General features: G+C 51.7%; 8 protein-coding genes. All 8 read left to right on the plus strand.

Features of this window, described 5'->3' with window-relative positions; translation table 11 throughout:
* Nucleotides 1-10 precede the first annotated feature (10 nt).
* Entirely contained in the window at nucleotides 11-1,246 is a 1,236-nt protein-coding gene (locus AC5FXQ_RS04265; protein WP_493601242.1) for a murein hydrolase activator EnvC family protein, read from the plus strand.
* Between the two features lie 730 nt (nucleotides 1,247-1,976).
* Nucleotides 1,977-2,186 (plus strand): Sec-independent protein translocase subunit TatA/TatB, encoded by a 210-nt coding sequence (locus AC5FXQ_RS04270; RefSeq protein WP_007654419.1) that lies wholly within the window; start codon nucleotides 1,977-1,979, stop codon nucleotides 2,184-2,186.
* Between the two features lie 18 nt (nucleotides 2,187-2,204).
* Nucleotides 2,205-2,417: a twin-arginine translocase TatA/TatE family subunit gene (locus AC5FXQ_RS04275; protein ID WP_007654420.1), complete on the plus strand. Its 213-nt coding sequence runs from the start codon at nucleotides 2,205-2,207 to the stop codon at nucleotides 2,415-2,417.
* Between the two features lies 1 nt (nucleotide 2,418).
* Complete coding sequence (gene gatA, locus AC5FXQ_RS04280; protein WP_493601243.1) at nucleotides 2,419-3,855, plus strand: Asp-tRNA(Asn)/Glu-tRNA(Gln) amidotransferase subunit GatA; 1,437 nt, start codon at nucleotides 2,419-2,421, stop codon at nucleotides 3,853-3,855.
* Nucleotides 3,856-3,861: 6 nt separating this feature from the next.
* The gene (locus tag AC5FXQ_RS04285) at nucleotides 3,862-5,367 is read left to right on the plus strand and encodes a lytic transglycosylase domain-containing protein (RefSeq protein WP_493601244.1); all 1,506 of its coding nucleotides are present in this window, start codon (nucleotides 3,862-3,864) and stop codon (nucleotides 5,365-5,367) included.
* 295 nt (nucleotides 5,368-5,662) lie between these two features.
* Complete coding sequence (locus AC5FXQ_RS04290; RefSeq protein WP_493601245.1) at nucleotides 5,663-7,936, plus strand: NADP-dependent malic enzyme; 2,274 nt, start codon at nucleotides 5,663-5,665, stop codon at nucleotides 7,934-7,936.
* Nucleotides 7,937-8,530: a Holliday junction branch migration protein RuvA gene (ruvA, locus tag AC5FXQ_RS04295; RefSeq protein ID WP_493601246.1), complete on the plus strand. Its 594-nt coding sequence runs from the start codon at nucleotides 7,937-7,939 to the stop codon at nucleotides 8,528-8,530.
* A 72-nt stretch (nucleotides 8,531-8,602) separates the two neighbouring features.
* Nucleotides 8,603-15,733: a T9SS outer membrane translocon Sov/SprA gene (sov, locus tag AC5FXQ_RS04300; protein WP_493601247.1), complete on the plus strand. Its 7,131-nt coding sequence runs from the start codon at nucleotides 8,603-8,605 to the stop codon at nucleotides 15,731-15,733.
* Nucleotides 15,734-15,785 lie beyond the last annotated feature (52 nt).

The raw sequence follows: 15,785 nt of genomic DNA on the forward strand, positions 1-15,785 counted from the left end.
CCTATTTCTGATGAAGGCCCTTTACAAATCAGCCTTTTTCTTTCTTGTCCTGCTGTTGCCGCTGATTACCCAAGCCCAGAAACAAAAGTCGAAGGCGCAGCTCGAAAAAGAGAAAAAGGAAAACCTAAACCGTATTAAAGAAGCGAACCGCATTCTGCAGCAGACCAAGGTGCAGAAGGAAGCTTCTATTGGCCAGCTTAATGCCATTCAGGAAAAAATCTCTGTACAGAAGGGAGTTATCAATACCATTTCACGCGAAATAAAACTGCTGGAATCGGGTATGAAGGAAACGGAAGGTATAGTAGGTGAACTTCAGGCCGACCTCGAAAGCCTGAAGGCCGAGTATGCCACCATGGTATACGCTGCCTCTAAAACTGCCAACAGCTACAACAAGCTCATGTTTGTGTTTGCCGCCGACTCTTTTAACCAAATGGTACGCCGACTGCGTTATCTGCAGCAGTACTCTAAGGCCCGCAAGAAACAGGTAGAGCAAATCAACAAGGTACAGATTGCCCTCACCGGCCAGTTGCGCACACTGGAATCACAGCGCGAAGAGAAACGCAGTCTGCTTGACAAGCAGATGGTAGAAAATAAGAATCTACTGTCGCTACGCACACAGCAGGATGGCATGATCCAGAAGCTCAGCAAGCAGGAAGAGCAACTCAAGAAAGAGGTAGCCCAGCGCCAGCAGGCAGTTAAAAAGCTCGATAACCTGATCGCTGATATTGTGAAGGAAGAAATGGCGCGTGCCGCCAGAGCCGCCCGTGAAGAAGGACGTGCCACCAGCGGAAGTGCCAGCAAGATCACGCTCACCCCGGAAGCGGCGCTTATCTCATCATCGTTCGCTGGCAACAAGGGACGTCTCGCATGGCCAGTAGACCGAGGTTTTATATCCCAGAAATTCGGTCGCCACAACCACCCGGTGCTGAAGGGTGTGGTCACTCAAAACAATGGCATCGACATACAAACCAGCCAGGGAGAACCTGCGCGTGCTATATTTGAAGGCAAAGTATTAACAGTAGCCAGCGTACCAGGCATGAACAACATTGTGATGGTGCAGCACGGAGAGTACTTTGTGGTATATGCCAAGCTACGTACAGTCAGTGTTAAAGAGGGACAGGATGTCAAGCCGAAAGATGTAATCGGCACGGTGTACACGGATGCCAATGGCACAACTGAACTTCAATTCCAGCTTTGGAAAAACAACACCAATCTGAACCCTGAAAGCTGGATCAGACCAAAGTAGACCTCCTGTTATACCTGACACAAAAAAAGCGCAGCGGATTACCATTTAAGGTGTCCGCTGCGCTTTTTTGCTTCTAATTACTTTGCAAGTTCACTTTCTATACCCCCTATAAAGAAAAAACACCCTACAAAGCAGGGTGCCTTTCCAAGCTATGAAAACAAACTTAAAATTATATTTAGACACTTTCTCCCAGTATGGAAGTACGGTGTTAAATTTCTAGGATTAATTTACAACCTTTAAATTACACTTGCAAACAGAAGATTAAAAAAACTTAATATTTTGTTTTTTTCTTAGATTGCGGCTTCATTTCTACCCCGGTTGGGTGATTCAGTGCAATTCGGCTGCGTAAGGCATATTACAAGTAGCTTGCCAAAAATACCAAAAGCACCAACTAATTGATTATCAGCCTTAAGATCTGTGTCACAGGATCACATTTTTCCCTCTACAGGAAATCATTTTTCCATTTTGGGAAAAAGACATGCCAAAATAGCTCAAGAACATTGTTCCTGCAGAAAAATCTGAAATTTATTTGCCAATCTATACGCCTCCTGCTGTGTGAAGTTGCAACCTACCTGCAAAGAGCCCGATAACATTATTATTGTCCCCGTTAATGCACCTCCATCGCGAATTTCAAGATATTGACATGCTGGTAAACTAATGTAGCCAAATGTGGGTTTAATTAAAATATAAGCTTTATTTTTGCAGCAATTCATCTTAAAATTTTAAGACTATGGTACTTACCAACACACTAGCATTTATCCAGAACATTGGGGGCGGTTCGCTGATCCTGATCCTTGTGGTGATTCTGCTTCTTTTTGGAGCAAAGCGCATTCCAGAGCTTGCAAGAGGTCTGGGCCGTGGTATCCGCGAGTTTAGAGATGCGACCAAAGAGATCAAAGACGATCTGGAAAACTCAACAAAGGATACTCCTGTAAAGTAATTTCCGGCATAACGCTTTATGATACTTAGTGCAATTCTCCTCTTCCTGGCAGACCTGGGAGGAGGAGAAATACTTGTTGTACTAACCGCAGTACTCCTGCTTTTTGGCGCCGATAAACTTCCAGGCATGGCACGTTCTGCCGGCCGCGGTCTCCGTAGCTTTAACGATGCCAAAAACGAAATCCAGAACGAGCTTGAACGCTCCATCAAGGACATAAAAAAGCCTGAATAGTTTGAAACCATACCACTCACTTCGTGACATTCGCAGCGACATTGCCAACGGGCAAATTTCGTGCAGACAGCTGGTAGAGCACTACCTTCATAATATTAAGCAGAAGCCTGAGCTAAACGCCTTCCTGGAGATATTCGAGGAGGAGGCGTTTGCCCAGGCTGACGCCGTAGACAAGAAAATCGCTTCAGGCCATGCCGGCAAGCTGGCAGGTATGGTAATCGGCCTAAAGGACGTACTGGCTTACGAAGGTCACTCCCTGCAGGCATCCAGCCAGATTCTCGACGGCTTTAAGTCACTCTACACGGCTACGGCTGTGCAGCGCCTGCTTGCAGAAGATGCCATTATCATCGGTCGCCAGAACTGTGACGAATTCGCGATGGGGGCCTCTAACGAGAACTCTTCATTCGGCCCTGCCCTGAATGCCGACGATACAACCCGCGTACCGGGTGGCTCGTCCGGTGGATCAGCCGTAGCGGTGCAGGCAGACCTATGCCTGGCTTCGATCGGTTCTGACACAGGTGGCTCTGTTCGCCAGCCAGCTTCTTTCTGCGGCGTGGTGGGCCTAAAACCTACTTACTCGCGCATTTCCCGCTATGGCCTGATCGCCTATGCCTCTTCGTTCGACCAGATCGGTATCATTTCGAAGAGTGTAGAAGACGCTGCTTTGCTACTGGAAGTAATGGCTGGTAGCGACGAGTATGACAGCACAGTAAGCCACCGCCCGGTGCCGGCTTACAGCCAGATGCTGGATTCAGACAAAAAGTACAAGATTGGCTATATCCGCGACTGCTTCGAAAGCGAAGGTCTGGACGCCGAGGTAAAAGAAAGCATCCTGGGCGTGAAAGATATGCTCAAAGACGCAGGTCACCAGGTAGAAGCCGTAGAGTTCCCATACCTGGACTTCATGGTGCCAACTTACTATATCCTCACCACAGCAGAAGCCAGCTCAAACCTGGGTCGCTTTGATGGGGTAAAGTATGGCTACCGCAGCGAGAACGCAACCGATCTTACCTCCCTTTACAAAAAAACGCGTGCCGAGGGCTTTGGTCCGGAGGTACAGCGCCGCATCATGCTGGGCACCTTTGTGCTGAGCGCCGACTACTACGACGCCTACTATACCAAGGCACAGCGTGTGCGTCGTCTCATAAAAGAGAAGACGGACGAGTTGCTGCAAAATTATGATTTTCTTATATTGCCTACCGCTCCTACTACAGCCTTCAGGCTAGAGGAGAATACGGCGAATCCGTTGGCCATGTATTTGGCTGACATCTTTACGGTTCAGGCCTCGCTAGCTGGTGTTCCTGCCATTTCTATTCCGGTAGGTCGCGATGCCAATGGCCTTTCCATCGGGTTGCAATTAATGACCCGCTCATTTGAGGAGCCGCAACTGCTTGCTTTCTCGAATTACATACTGGACAAGCTAACCGTTGAAGCATAAAATATAATGATGCAGTTTAGACTCTTTACAGTACTTGCAGCACTGGCTGGAAGTATATGGGCTCTCCATGCCCAGGCTTCTGGCTATACGATCAGGTTCGAAAGGCACACAGCAGAGGATTCTTTAAGAAAACTAAAAGCAGATACCACCTTCCTTTCTGAAGAGGAAATGGCCCTGCTCGTGGAGTACATCCCGTATGAGCCCGACGAAGTGATACAGGACAGGCTGAGCTGTATTGAGGCTGACATTCCGCTGGTGTTTAATAAATTTGTGCGCAACCACATCGACTACTTCACTGTCCGTAACAGAAAGTATACGCGCACCATGATTTCCCGCGAAAATGTGTATTTCCCTATCTATGAGAAGTACCTGAAGAAGTACAACATGCCGCAGGACATCAAGTACCTTTCTATTGTAGAGTCTGGTCTGAACCCGAAAGCCGCCTCATGGGCAGGTGCGGTTGGCCCCTGGCAGTTCATTAAATCTACCGGTAAAGAGTACGGTCTGGACCAGGACCAGTACATTGACGAGCGCATGGACATAGAGAAGTCTACGGATGCGGCGATGCGTTTCCTGAGCAGACTCTACCGCACGTATGGAGACTGGGAACTAGCCATGGCTGCCTACAACTGTGGTCAAGGCAATGTAAACAAAGCGATCAGAAGAGCAGGCGGTGGTAAAAAGACGTTCTGGGAAATCTTCCCATACCTGCCAAAGGAAACACGCAGCTACGTACCTTCCATGACAGCCGTGATCTACGCCATGAAGTATGCGCCGGAGCATAATATCTTCTCTGACTCCATCCTCTATGCACCTGACTACACCTACCTGGAAGTAAACCAGGCGCTGGACTTGAAAAAACTGGCTACCGAACTTCATGTAGACTCAATGGCTTTGGTGGCTTTAAACCCCGAGCTAAAGCAGACGACGCTTCCTGCCTCTATGCGCAATTACAAGTTGCGTATTCCTGCACAGGCTGCCAAGTTACTGGCTGCTGAACAAAGCTGTATTTTAATGGCTGCAGCCCCAACGCCTCCTCCTGCAAGGCAGACCATGCCAACTGAAGCTCCAGTGATGCTCGCCGCAGCAATCCCGGTAGCGCAAAAGGATAGCCTGGTACAAGCTACCTATGTTGTGCAGCGTGGCGACAACCTGTATGCTATTGCCCGCAAACATGGTGTCACGATAGAAGACCTGAAGGAGTGGAACCAATTGGATGGCACAGCTATCAGAGTGCAGGACAAGCTACTGGTATGGAAGCCTGCTCCGGAAGCAACTCCAGCTTTGTTAGCATCTGCCGGAGACAATACTAACAAGGCAACCAGCGCACCAGCTAAAGCTAAGCCAGCTCAAAGTAAAACTCAACAAGAGCGCGTTTATCATGTACAGCCAGGCGACACACTCTGGACTATTTCCCAACGTCACGAAGGGGTGACGGTCGAAAAAATAAAGAAACTGAATAAACTCAAAAACAGCGCAATCAAGCCTGGGCAACAACTGATTCTTGGTTAAGTTGACAGGTATAAATCCAACGAGACACTCTTCCAACTGAAGGGTGTTTCGTCGTTTATAGCCTGCCTGTATTATCAATTTATTGCAATATGCCACAGTTGCCAGCTTCCGATTCTCAGCTGTCTGATAAAAAACACAATATTCTGCTAGATGAAGATTTTTCAGGACGTATCTTTGTCGATTACAGCTTTGATAAACCATAAAATCTTATCAAATTGGCTTTTAGCTCCAGCCTCATTGGCATAAGCTAAAAGTGTGAGGGAACAAAACACGAGATAACACAACAACGCATACCATGATCAAAGTAAACAAAGAGGACGCGCTAAACTATCACATGCAGGGGCAGCCCGGCAAAATAGAAGTAGTGCCGACTAAAATGCTGAGCACGCAGCATGACCTGGCTCTGGCTTACTCTCCTGGGGTAGCTGAGCCCTGTAAAGAAATAGCCGCTGACAAAGAGAACGTTTATAAATATACCGCCAAAGGAAACCTGGTAGGGGTAATCTCGAACGGTACTGCAGTACTGGGCCTGGGAAATATTGGTCCCGATGCCTCTAAGCCCGTAATGGAAGGAAAAGGCGTATTGTTCAAAAAATTTGCAGGTATAGATGTATTCGACATTGAGATCGACTGCACCGACCCTGAGGAATTCATCCGCATCGTAAAGTCACTGGAGCCAACCTTCGGCGGCATTAACCTGGAGGATATCAAAGCGCCAGAGAGCTTCAAGATTGAGAATGCACTGAAGGAGCAGATGAACATTCCGCTCATGCACGATGACCAGCATGGTACGGCCATCATTTCGGCGGCTGCTTTGCTGAACGCACTGGAGCTGGCTGGCAAAAGAATCGAAGAGGTACAGATTGTGATGAACGGAGCGGGTGCCGCCGCCATTGCCTGTGCCAAGCTATACGTAGCCCTGGGCGCTAAGCTCGATAACATCGTAATGTTTGACAAGGACGGCATCATCCGTCCGGAGCGTAACGACCTGGATATTTACCGTGCCCAGTTCGTGACGCTGCGCAAGATCAACACCCTGGCCGAGGCCATGGAAGGTGCTGACGTGTTTATCGGTCTTTCTGCTGGTAATGTGCTGGCTCCTGAGCTGGTGAAACTGATGGCGGAGGACCCGATCATATTCGCACTGGCTAACCCGGATCCGGAGATTCCCTACGCCGTGGCCATGGAAACCCGCGAAGACCTGATCATGGCAACTGGTCGTTCAGACCATCCGAACCAGGTAAACAACGTACTTGGTTTCCCATACATCTTTAGAGGCGCCCTGGATGTACGTGCCACTGAGATCAATGAAGCCATGAAACTGGCCGCTGTGCGCGCCCTGGCAGACCTCGCCAAAGAGCCTGTCCCGGAATTAGTGCACAAGGCCTATGGTGACAACACGATTTCTTTTGGTCGTACTTACCTTATACCTAAGCCGCTCGACCCACGCCTGATTACCACGGTATCGCCGGCGGTGGCAAAGGCCGCCATAGAAAGTGGTGTAGCCAAGCACCCGATCACCAATTGGGAGGCATACGAGACAGAACTGCAGGAGCGCATCGGCATCGACCAGAAGCTGATGACCCGTATTACGAACCAGGCGAAGAAAGATCCGAAGACGGTGGTATTTGCGGAAGCAGACCACTACAAGATCCTGAAGGCAGCCCAGATCGTAAAGGAGCAGCGCATTGCCAACCCGATCCTGCTGGGCAACAAAGCCCGCATCGCTGCTATCATAGAGGAAACCAACCTAGACCTGCACGACTGTGTGATCATCGACCCTTATGAGGAAGACGAGAAACGTGAGGAGTTTGCCCAGTTGTTGTACCAGAAGCGGCAGCGCAAAGGCCTAACCTTGTTTGACAGCCGTCGCCAGATGCGTGACCGCAACTACTTCGGCAGTATGATGCTGGAGACAGGCGAAGCGGATGCACTTATCTCTGGTCTCACCCGGGACTACTCTAAGACTATTCTCCCTTCGCTGCAGATCATTGGAGTGGAAGAAGGCATTAACAAGGTAGCGGGCATGTACATCATCCTGAACAAAAAAGAGCCGTACTTCTTCGCCGACACCACCGTGAACGTGAACCCAACTGCCGACGAACTGGTGGACATCATTGGCCTGACTGCCCGTGCTGTTCGTTTCTTCGACACCGAGCCGCGTATGGCTGTCTTGTCATACTCTAACTTCGGTTCGGTACAGGGTGATATACCTAACAAAGGCGCCGAGGCGGTGCGCAAAGCAAAGCAGCGCTACCCGGACCTGCTGATAGATGGTGAAATGCAGGCGAACACGGCTATGAACCGCCACCTGCTAAAAGAGCATTATCCATTTAGCGAACTGGCTGATAAAGGAGCGAATACACTTATTTTCCCGACCCTGACATCAGGCAACATTGCCTATAAACTGCTACAGGAAATAGGTGGTGCTGAGGCAATTGGACCAGTGCTGATGGGTATGCGCAAACCTGTGCATATTCTACAATTGGGCAGCTCCATCCGTGAAATCGTTAACATGGTGTCCATTGCTGTCGTAGATGCTCAAAACTATAATAATAAACATATATAGATGATTGCGTACATTGACGGTAAGCTTGCTGTGAAAGATCCGACCTATGTCATCGTAGATGTCAATGGCATAGGCTACCAGATCAAGATCTCCCTTAGCACGTACTCTTCACTGCCTGAGGGAGAGCGCTGCAAGCTGCATACCTACCTGCACATCAAAGAGGATGCCCATACCTTGTATGGCTTCACGACGGCTGCCGAAAAGGATACTTTCCTGCACCTGATCTCTATTTCGGGTGTAGGTCCCAACACAGGCCTGATGATTTTGTCCTCACTTTCGGTAGACGAGGTGCAGCAGGCCATTGTGCGGGAGGATGTGCGCACGATCCAGCATGTGAAGGGTATCGGGGCTAAAACCGCGCAGCGCATCATATTGGAATTAAAAGATAAAATAAAGAAAGAAACCATGCTGGCTGGTAGCACAGCAGTTCCGGCTTCTGCACACAATACAGTACGTGCAGAAGCGTTATCAGCTTTAGTTACACTAGGCTTTGCCAAAAACGTGGCAGAGAAAACGCTCGATGCAATCATCAAGCGCGAAGACAGAAGCCTGAGCGTAGAGGAACTAATAAAATTTGCCTTAAAGTCTTCTTAATCGGTAGAGCCCAACTTGATCTGGAAAAGTAAAAAAAACAGCCTGCTGTTTGCTACGGTTGCTGCTATCACTATGCTGGCATGGTGGTCGCAGGCCGCAGCATTGCGCTCACACAGCAGGTTTCAAACCCTTATTTTTTCAGATTTTTTCCAACAGGATACCATTCCGCAGGACTCTGCCCGGCTCCAACCTTACATCCCAAGCCGCCGCCCGACTTTTACGCCGAGCGATCGGCTTGGGAATCCTTTTGGTACCCGACCAAGCTCCTCGCCCCTGCTGCTGGGCCAGCCGTCCAACATTGAGCTTGAGATACAGCTTGACGATAGCCTGCAGCAGTACAACATCAACGAGCGCATGGGCGAACTGGATTACCGTCTGCCCTCCACCATGTCGTGGGAGGAGTACTCACGCTACCAGCGCCAACAGGCCATCCGCGACTACTGGCGCAGCAAGTCCGCTGGGCTGGATGGTGAAAGCGTAGTAAGCGGTCGCCGCCTGGTACCCAAGATCTACATCAGCCCGGTGTTTGACCGTGTGTTCGGAGGCAATTTTGTGGACATTCAGCCGAACGGTAACGTCAACCTGAAGTTTGGAGCACGCTTTAACCGCAACGAGAACCCGTCTATACCCCTTCGTCAGCAGCGTACCGGTGACTTTGATTTCGACCAGAACATCTCGCTCAACCTGGTGGGTAAGATCGGTGAGAAAATGCGCCTGAACTTCAACTGGGATAACAACGCCAACTTCGAGTTTGAGAACAACATGAAGCTGGACTATACCGGTTTTGAGGAGGAGATCATCCGCAAGATAGAGGCCGGTAACGTGAGTCTGCCGCTCAACAACTCGCTGATCACCGGTGCCCAGAACCTGTTCGGTCTAAAAACACAGCTGCAGTTCGGCCGATTGGGCGTAACCACCATCGCCGCCAACGTGCGCGGACGCAACGACGAGGTGGTGATTCAGAACGGAGCGCAAAATAAGCCATTCGAGATCAGGGCAGACAATTACGACCGTGATCGTCACTTCTTCCTGTCACAGTTCTTCCGGGGCCGCTACGACCGCACGTTGCAGAACCTGCCATTGGTGAACTCCGGCATTGTGATCCGCCGCCTGGAGCTGTACGTGACCAACAACAACCGCAGCACCGAAAACCTGCGTAACATGGTCGCTTACATGGACCTGGGCGAGGCTGACCCTTTCAGAGATCAGTTTGAACGAAACCCACTGGCTCCGGCCGCTAACAATGCGAACGCCCTGTATGGCCTGATCTCCAACAACCCCAGCGCCCGTAACAACGACCAGGTAGACGCATACCTGAGGAGCCTGGGTCTGCAGAAAGCCATTGACTTTGAGCATGTGCGTGCCCGCAGGCTGGACCCGCGAGAGTACAAGTTCAACCCGCAGTTAGGTTACATCTCGCTTACCACCGCCCTACTGCCTGACCAGGTGCTGGGTGTAGCCTTTGAGTATACCTACAACGGCCAGACCTACAAGGTAGGTGAGTTGATGGAAGACTACCAGAACCTGCGCGATGACCAGGTGATCCACATGAAGTTGCTGAAGGCGACCAACCCGGCGCTGGAGTATCCGACCTGGGACCTGATGATGAAGAACGTCTACAGCCTGGATGCGACACAGGTGAACCGCCAGAACTTCCAGCTACAGATCGTTTACAAAGATGACGAGACGGGCGTTGATATCACCAGCTTAAAAGAGCCGAGCCCGATCCAGAACACACCGCTGATCGAGGTGTTCAACCTCGACAATGTGAACACGAACAATGACAAACCCCGCGACGGCAATTTTGACTTCCTGGAAGGTATAACGATTGACCCCGAGACAGGGCGCATCATCTTCCCTGTCGTGGAGCCGTTTGGCTCATACCTGGCCAGCCAATTTGAAGGGCGGCAGGATCTGATCGAACGTTACGTATTCCAGGAACTCTATGAACAAACCCAAACTGATGCGCAGCAGAACACACTGAAGGCGAAGTTCTTCCTCAAAGGTCGTTTCCAGGCCAGCTCTACAGATGAGATCATGCTGCCAGGCTTCCGCATTGCCGAGGGTTCGGTGGCGGTATACTCGGGTGGTACACGCCTCGAGGAAGGCACCGATTACCAGGTGTTCTATGACCTGGGCCGCATCAAGATCCTGAACCCAAGCTACATGGCATCGGCCAGTGACCTGCGCGTGACTTACGAGAAGGCCGAACTGCTCAACATACAACCCCGCACCTTGCTGGGCGCCCGCTTCGACTACCGCGTGAACAACGACCTGAACCTGGGTGGTACGGTGCTACACCTGAACGAAAGGCCTTACATCAACCGCGTAAGCATCGGCGACGAGCCAACCAACAACACGATCTATGGTCTGGATGTGAACTTCAACAGAGAGTCACGCTTCCTGACAAAGATGACGGACATGATACCGTTCATCCAGACCAAAGTGCCGTCGAGCGTGACCTTCAGCGGTGAGTTTGCGCACCTGGTGCCATCTCCGTCCAAGTCGCCGGTGAACGAGGACGGCACCTCATACCTGGATGACTTTGAAGGAGCCGAAACGCCATTCAGTTTGGGCGGCTTCAACAACACAACCTGGCGATTAGCAGCCACTCCTGCCCCCTTGGCGCAAGGCGACGACCTGAGCTACGGCTACAACCGTGCCCGTGTGGCCTGGTATACCATCGACCAGATTTTTTACCGCGACAGCGAAGGCCTGCGGCCAAGTAATATCAACGACGAGGAACTAAGGAACCATTACGTGCGCCCTGTGCCTCGCTATGAGGTATTCCCGGGCCGTGACCGTGAGATTGCCAACGCCTACGAGTATACCTTCGACATGGCCTACTACCCACGGGAACGCGGGCAGTACAACTACAACCCGAACCTGGACGCACAGGGCAGGCTGCAGGGCGACCCACGCAAAAACTGGGGCGGTATAAGCCGTGAGATCACATTCGACACAGACTTTGACAATGCCAACGTGGAGTATGTGGAGTTCTGGTTGATGGATCCCTTCCTGACAGGACCGAACGGACGAAAAGATGCGAACGGCAACCCGATCGTGAGCAACGAAGGCGGTGAACTTGTCATCAACTTAGGTAATGTGTCGGAGGATATCCTGAAAGACAACCGCTACTCCTTTGAAAACGGCCTGCCAACCTCCGCTACCGATAACCAAAACCTGCAAACCACCGAATGGGGTCGTGTAACAACGCAGCAGTTCCTGACAGATGCATTTTCGGCTGTGCCTGGAGCCCGTGCCTTCCAGGATATAGGGCTGGATGGTTTAGGTGATAACGCAGAGCGTGAATTTTTTCAGAACACTTTCCTGGGTCGTATACCTGGCGGAGCACCGCAGAATGTCCTCTCCGACCCTTCTGCCGACAACTTCCTGCATCACCTTGATGAAAGCTACGACCAGCAGAACGCCGGCATTCTGGAGCGTTACAAGCGCTTTAACGGCATGGAGGGCAACTCACCGGAGCAGAGTCGCTTCTCTAACTATGCTTTCCCGGACAAGGAAGACCTGAACCGCGACAACGTGATCAGCGACCTGGAGCAGTACTACGAGTATAAGATCCGACTGCAGCCGGGTGAAATGAACGTGGGCCAGAACTACATCGTGGACAAGATCGTGGAGCCCAGAACGGGTGACAATGTAACCTGGTACCAGTTCCGCGTGCCGGTACGTCAGCCAACGGGCAATGTGGGTAATATCAGCGGCTTTAAGTCGATCCGCTTCATGCGTATGTACATGACCGAGTTTGCCGACCCGGTGGTGCTTCGCTTTGTGCAGTTCCAGTTTGTGGCGAACCAGTGGCGTACCTTCCTGCAGCCGATCACCGATGGTAATCCTTGCCTGAATTGTACGGACGATGCCCGCTCGTTTACAGTATCGACAGTGAACGTGGAGGAGAATGGTGAAACCGCAAATGACGAAACGATCATCCCTTATGTGATGCCGCCAGGCATAGAGCGTCTGCGCGACTATGCCGCGACCAACAACCGCCGCCAGAATGAGCAGGCCATGCAATTATGCGTGGAGGACCTGAAAGACTCTTTCTCCAAGGCCGTGTACAAGAACCTGTCCATCGACATGTTGATCTACAAGCGCCTCAAGCTGTTCCTGCATGCCCAGACCCGCGACCCGAATACCCGTGATGATGATGTGCAGGCCTTTGTGCGAATTGGTACAGACTATACTCAGAACTACTACGAGTACGTGGTGCCGCTTAAGCTCACGCCGCTTGGCACCACCAGTCGCGAAGGTATTTGGCTTGCTGAAAATGAGATTGATGTTGCCCTGGAAGACTTTGTAAACGCAAAGGTAGAGCGCAACAGAACTATCGGTGGCTGGGACAACCGACGTCCTTTCGAAGTAATGCTCGAAGGCGGCAAGATGATCCGTGTGGTAGGTAACCCGGATTTCAGTGAAGTGCAGAGTGTGATGATCGGTGTGCGTAACCCTACTGTACCGGGCGAAGATGCGCGTCCGCAATCGGTCTGCATTTGGGTGAACGAGCTGCGTGTGACGGACTTCCGGAACAACTCAGGCTGGGCTGCGAACGCCCGCCTCAACACCAAACTGGCCGACTTTGCCAACATCACGGCAACCGGTAGCTACACCACCATCGGTTTTGGAGCCCTGCAGCAGAAGATCGCCCAGCGAGCCCGCGAAAACACCGCCGTATTTGACGTAAGTGCCAACATTGTGGCAGACAAATTCCTGCCAGAAAAGCTGGGTATAAAAGTACCGGTATCGGTGCAGTACGGCACTATGAACAGTGCCCCGCAGTTTGACCCGCTCGACAAAGATGTGCCGCTGGAGCAGTCGCTGACCAGGTATGAGACAGACGAAGCGCAGCGCGAGTACAGGCGGGAAGTGAGCACCAGAGAGACCCGGAAAAGTGTGAGCTTGCTGAATGTCCGAAAAGAACGGACGAATCCGGAGGCCAAGGTGCGTCCGTACGACGTGGAGAACCTGTCCTTCTCCTACTCCTACGCTGAGCGCTTGTTCACCAACATTGAGACGGATCGCGACTTTACCCGCACCTATACAGGAGCGGTGGCCTATACCTATACCAACACACCGCGCAACTACGAGTTCTTCGCCAAAAGCGAACGACTGAAATCGCCGTACATGCGCCTGATCAAAGACCTGAACTTTACGCCGCTACCAAGCCGCTTTGCCTTCCGCGCCGACCTCGACCGTAGGTATAACGAGACCTTCCTGCAGCGCCGCGATCCGGGTTCCGGCCTGATCACCTCCAGAGGTATAGAGCCAGTGTTCCAGAAATACTTCTTCTTCAACCGCATCTACGACCTGAAGTGGGACATCAGCAAGAGCCTGTCACTGGACTACACTGCTACCAACCGTGCCGTGGTAGACGAACCGGATTATCGTATCAACCGCGATGTGGACTCGCTGCGCTACAAGAACAAAGTGATTTGGGACAACCTGCGCAACTTCGGCCGTAACACGAACTTCAACCAGCTGGTAGCCGCCAACTACAAGGTGCCTTTCGAGAAATTCCCGCTCACCGATTGGCTGGGTGCCGAAACCCGCTATGCCGTTACGTACATCTGGACGGCAGGCTCTACAGCCCTGAACCAGGACGCGCCTTTCCGACTGGGTAACACGGCTGAGAACAACACCGAGTTTAGCGTGAACGGCCGCTTTGATATGGTGAAGCTCTACAACAAGGTGAAGTTCCTGAAAGACGTAAACAGCCCGACGCCGCAGCAAGGCAGACCACCTGTACCGGCACCAGGCGATACAGCTGTCCGTAAGCAATCGGAGATGAAGTTTGCTAAGGGACTGGCCCGCTTCCTGATGATGACCCGCTCGGTGAACTTCACATACCTGCAAAACCAGGGCACCATGATGCCCGGCTATCTGCCGCGTACCAAAATGTTTGGCTTTGACGATGGCTTTGATGCGCCAGGCCTACCGTTTGTACTCGGTCGCCAGTATGACCTGGATGAATTGTATAACCGTGCCTTCACTAACGGTTGGTATACCGACAGTAGTCAGTACCTGAACACGCCTTTCAGCGGCATCAATACTGAGACGCTGACGGCCAGAGCTAACATGGAGCCGTTCCGCAACTTTAACCTGCAGCTCGACGCACGGCGCAACATGTCCGAAATACAGGAGGTGTTTTACCGCAAGCAGTTTGATGATTTCGGCAACATTGGCACTGTGAACGAGCGCCAGAACCCGATCAACACCGGTTCATTCAGTACTTCCTTCTTAGCACTGGGCACTATGTTCGAGTCTACTGCGGGGGGCACTTCGGCTGCTTTTGACAACTTTATCCGTAACCGCTACGAGATACGTGAGCGCCTCACCAATGCCAATGCGGCAGCCGGTGACTCAGGCTATACCCTGAACTCGCAGGACGTGCTCCTGCAGTCGTTCCTGTACGCTTACCAGGGGCGTGATGCCAGTGGTTTCCAGGCCAAAGGCGGCAATCCTGTCAAGCGGATGCCTATACCTAACTGGCGCATCGATTACAATGGCCTGTCGCAGCTTGCCTTCTTCAAACGCTGGTTCAGCCAGGTCAACCTGACGCACTCGTATAACTCCACTTACAACGTGACCAGCTTCACCACTTCGCTGGCTTACGAGAACAGTCCGGGTGACTACCCAACCCGTACCAACGAGTTTGGGCAGCTGATTCCGTACTATATCGTAAACCAACTCACAGTACAGGAGCGACTGGAGTTGCTAGGCGTGAACTTCCGTACCAACACCAACCTGACCGGTCGCATCGGGTATAGACTGGAGCGTAACCTGTCGCTTAACCTCACCAACGCCCAGGTAACCGAGACTAACGTGAAGGACTATACCTTCGGCTTCGGGTATAGCACCACGAACTTCCGTATACCTTTCCGGATCGGTGGTGAGCGACGCACGCTGGAGAATGAACTAACCGTGCGCATGGACATGTCGGTGCGTGACAACCAGACCGTACAGCGGGCCATTGCGCAGGACGATCAGGGCAACGAGATCAGCCAGAACCAGATCACAAATGGTACCCGCCAGGTGCAGCTGCGGCCAACCGTGGATTATGTCCTGAGCCAGCGCGTGAACATCCAGTTCTACCTGCTGCGCACCGTGTCCGACCCTAAAATTTCTACTTCGTTCCGTAACAGTGTGTCGGAAGGTGGAGTACAGCTACGTGTTAGTCTGCAATAATTTTTGGCATTGCGAAAAAGACCGTATTTTTGGACATCATTAACCCAAAGCG

This window comes from Pontibacter sp. LHS1, from assembly GCF_058932855.1.

Bases quoted from the DNA above. Each gene is read 5' to 3' on its own strand.
- AC5FXQ_RS04265 (WP_493601242.1), top strand. From the start codon at position 11: ATGAAGGCCCTTTACAAATCAGCCTTTTTCTTTCTTGTCCTGCTGTTG.
- AC5FXQ_RS04270 (WP_007654419.1), top strand. From the start codon at position 1,977: ATGGTACTTACCAACACACTAGCATTTATCCAGAACATTGGGGGCGGT.
- AC5FXQ_RS04275 (WP_007654420.1), top strand. From the start codon at position 2,205: ATGATACTTAGTGCAATTCTCCTCTTCCTGGCAGACCTGGGAGGAGGA.
- AC5FXQ_RS04285 (WP_493601244.1), top strand. From the start codon at position 3,862: ATGATGCAGTTTAGACTCTTTACAGTACTTGCAGCACTGGCTGGAAGT.
- AC5FXQ_RS04290 (WP_493601245.1), top strand. From the start codon at position 5,663: ATGATCAAAGTAAACAAAGAGGACGCGCTAAACTATCACATGCAGGGG.
- ruvA (WP_493601246.1), top strand. From the start codon at position 7,937: ATGATTGCGTACATTGACGGTAAGCTTGCTGTGAAAGATCCGACCTAT.
- sov (WP_493601247.1), top strand. From the start codon at position 8,603: ATGCTGGCATGGTGGTCGCAGGCCGCAGCATTGCGCTCACACAGCAGG.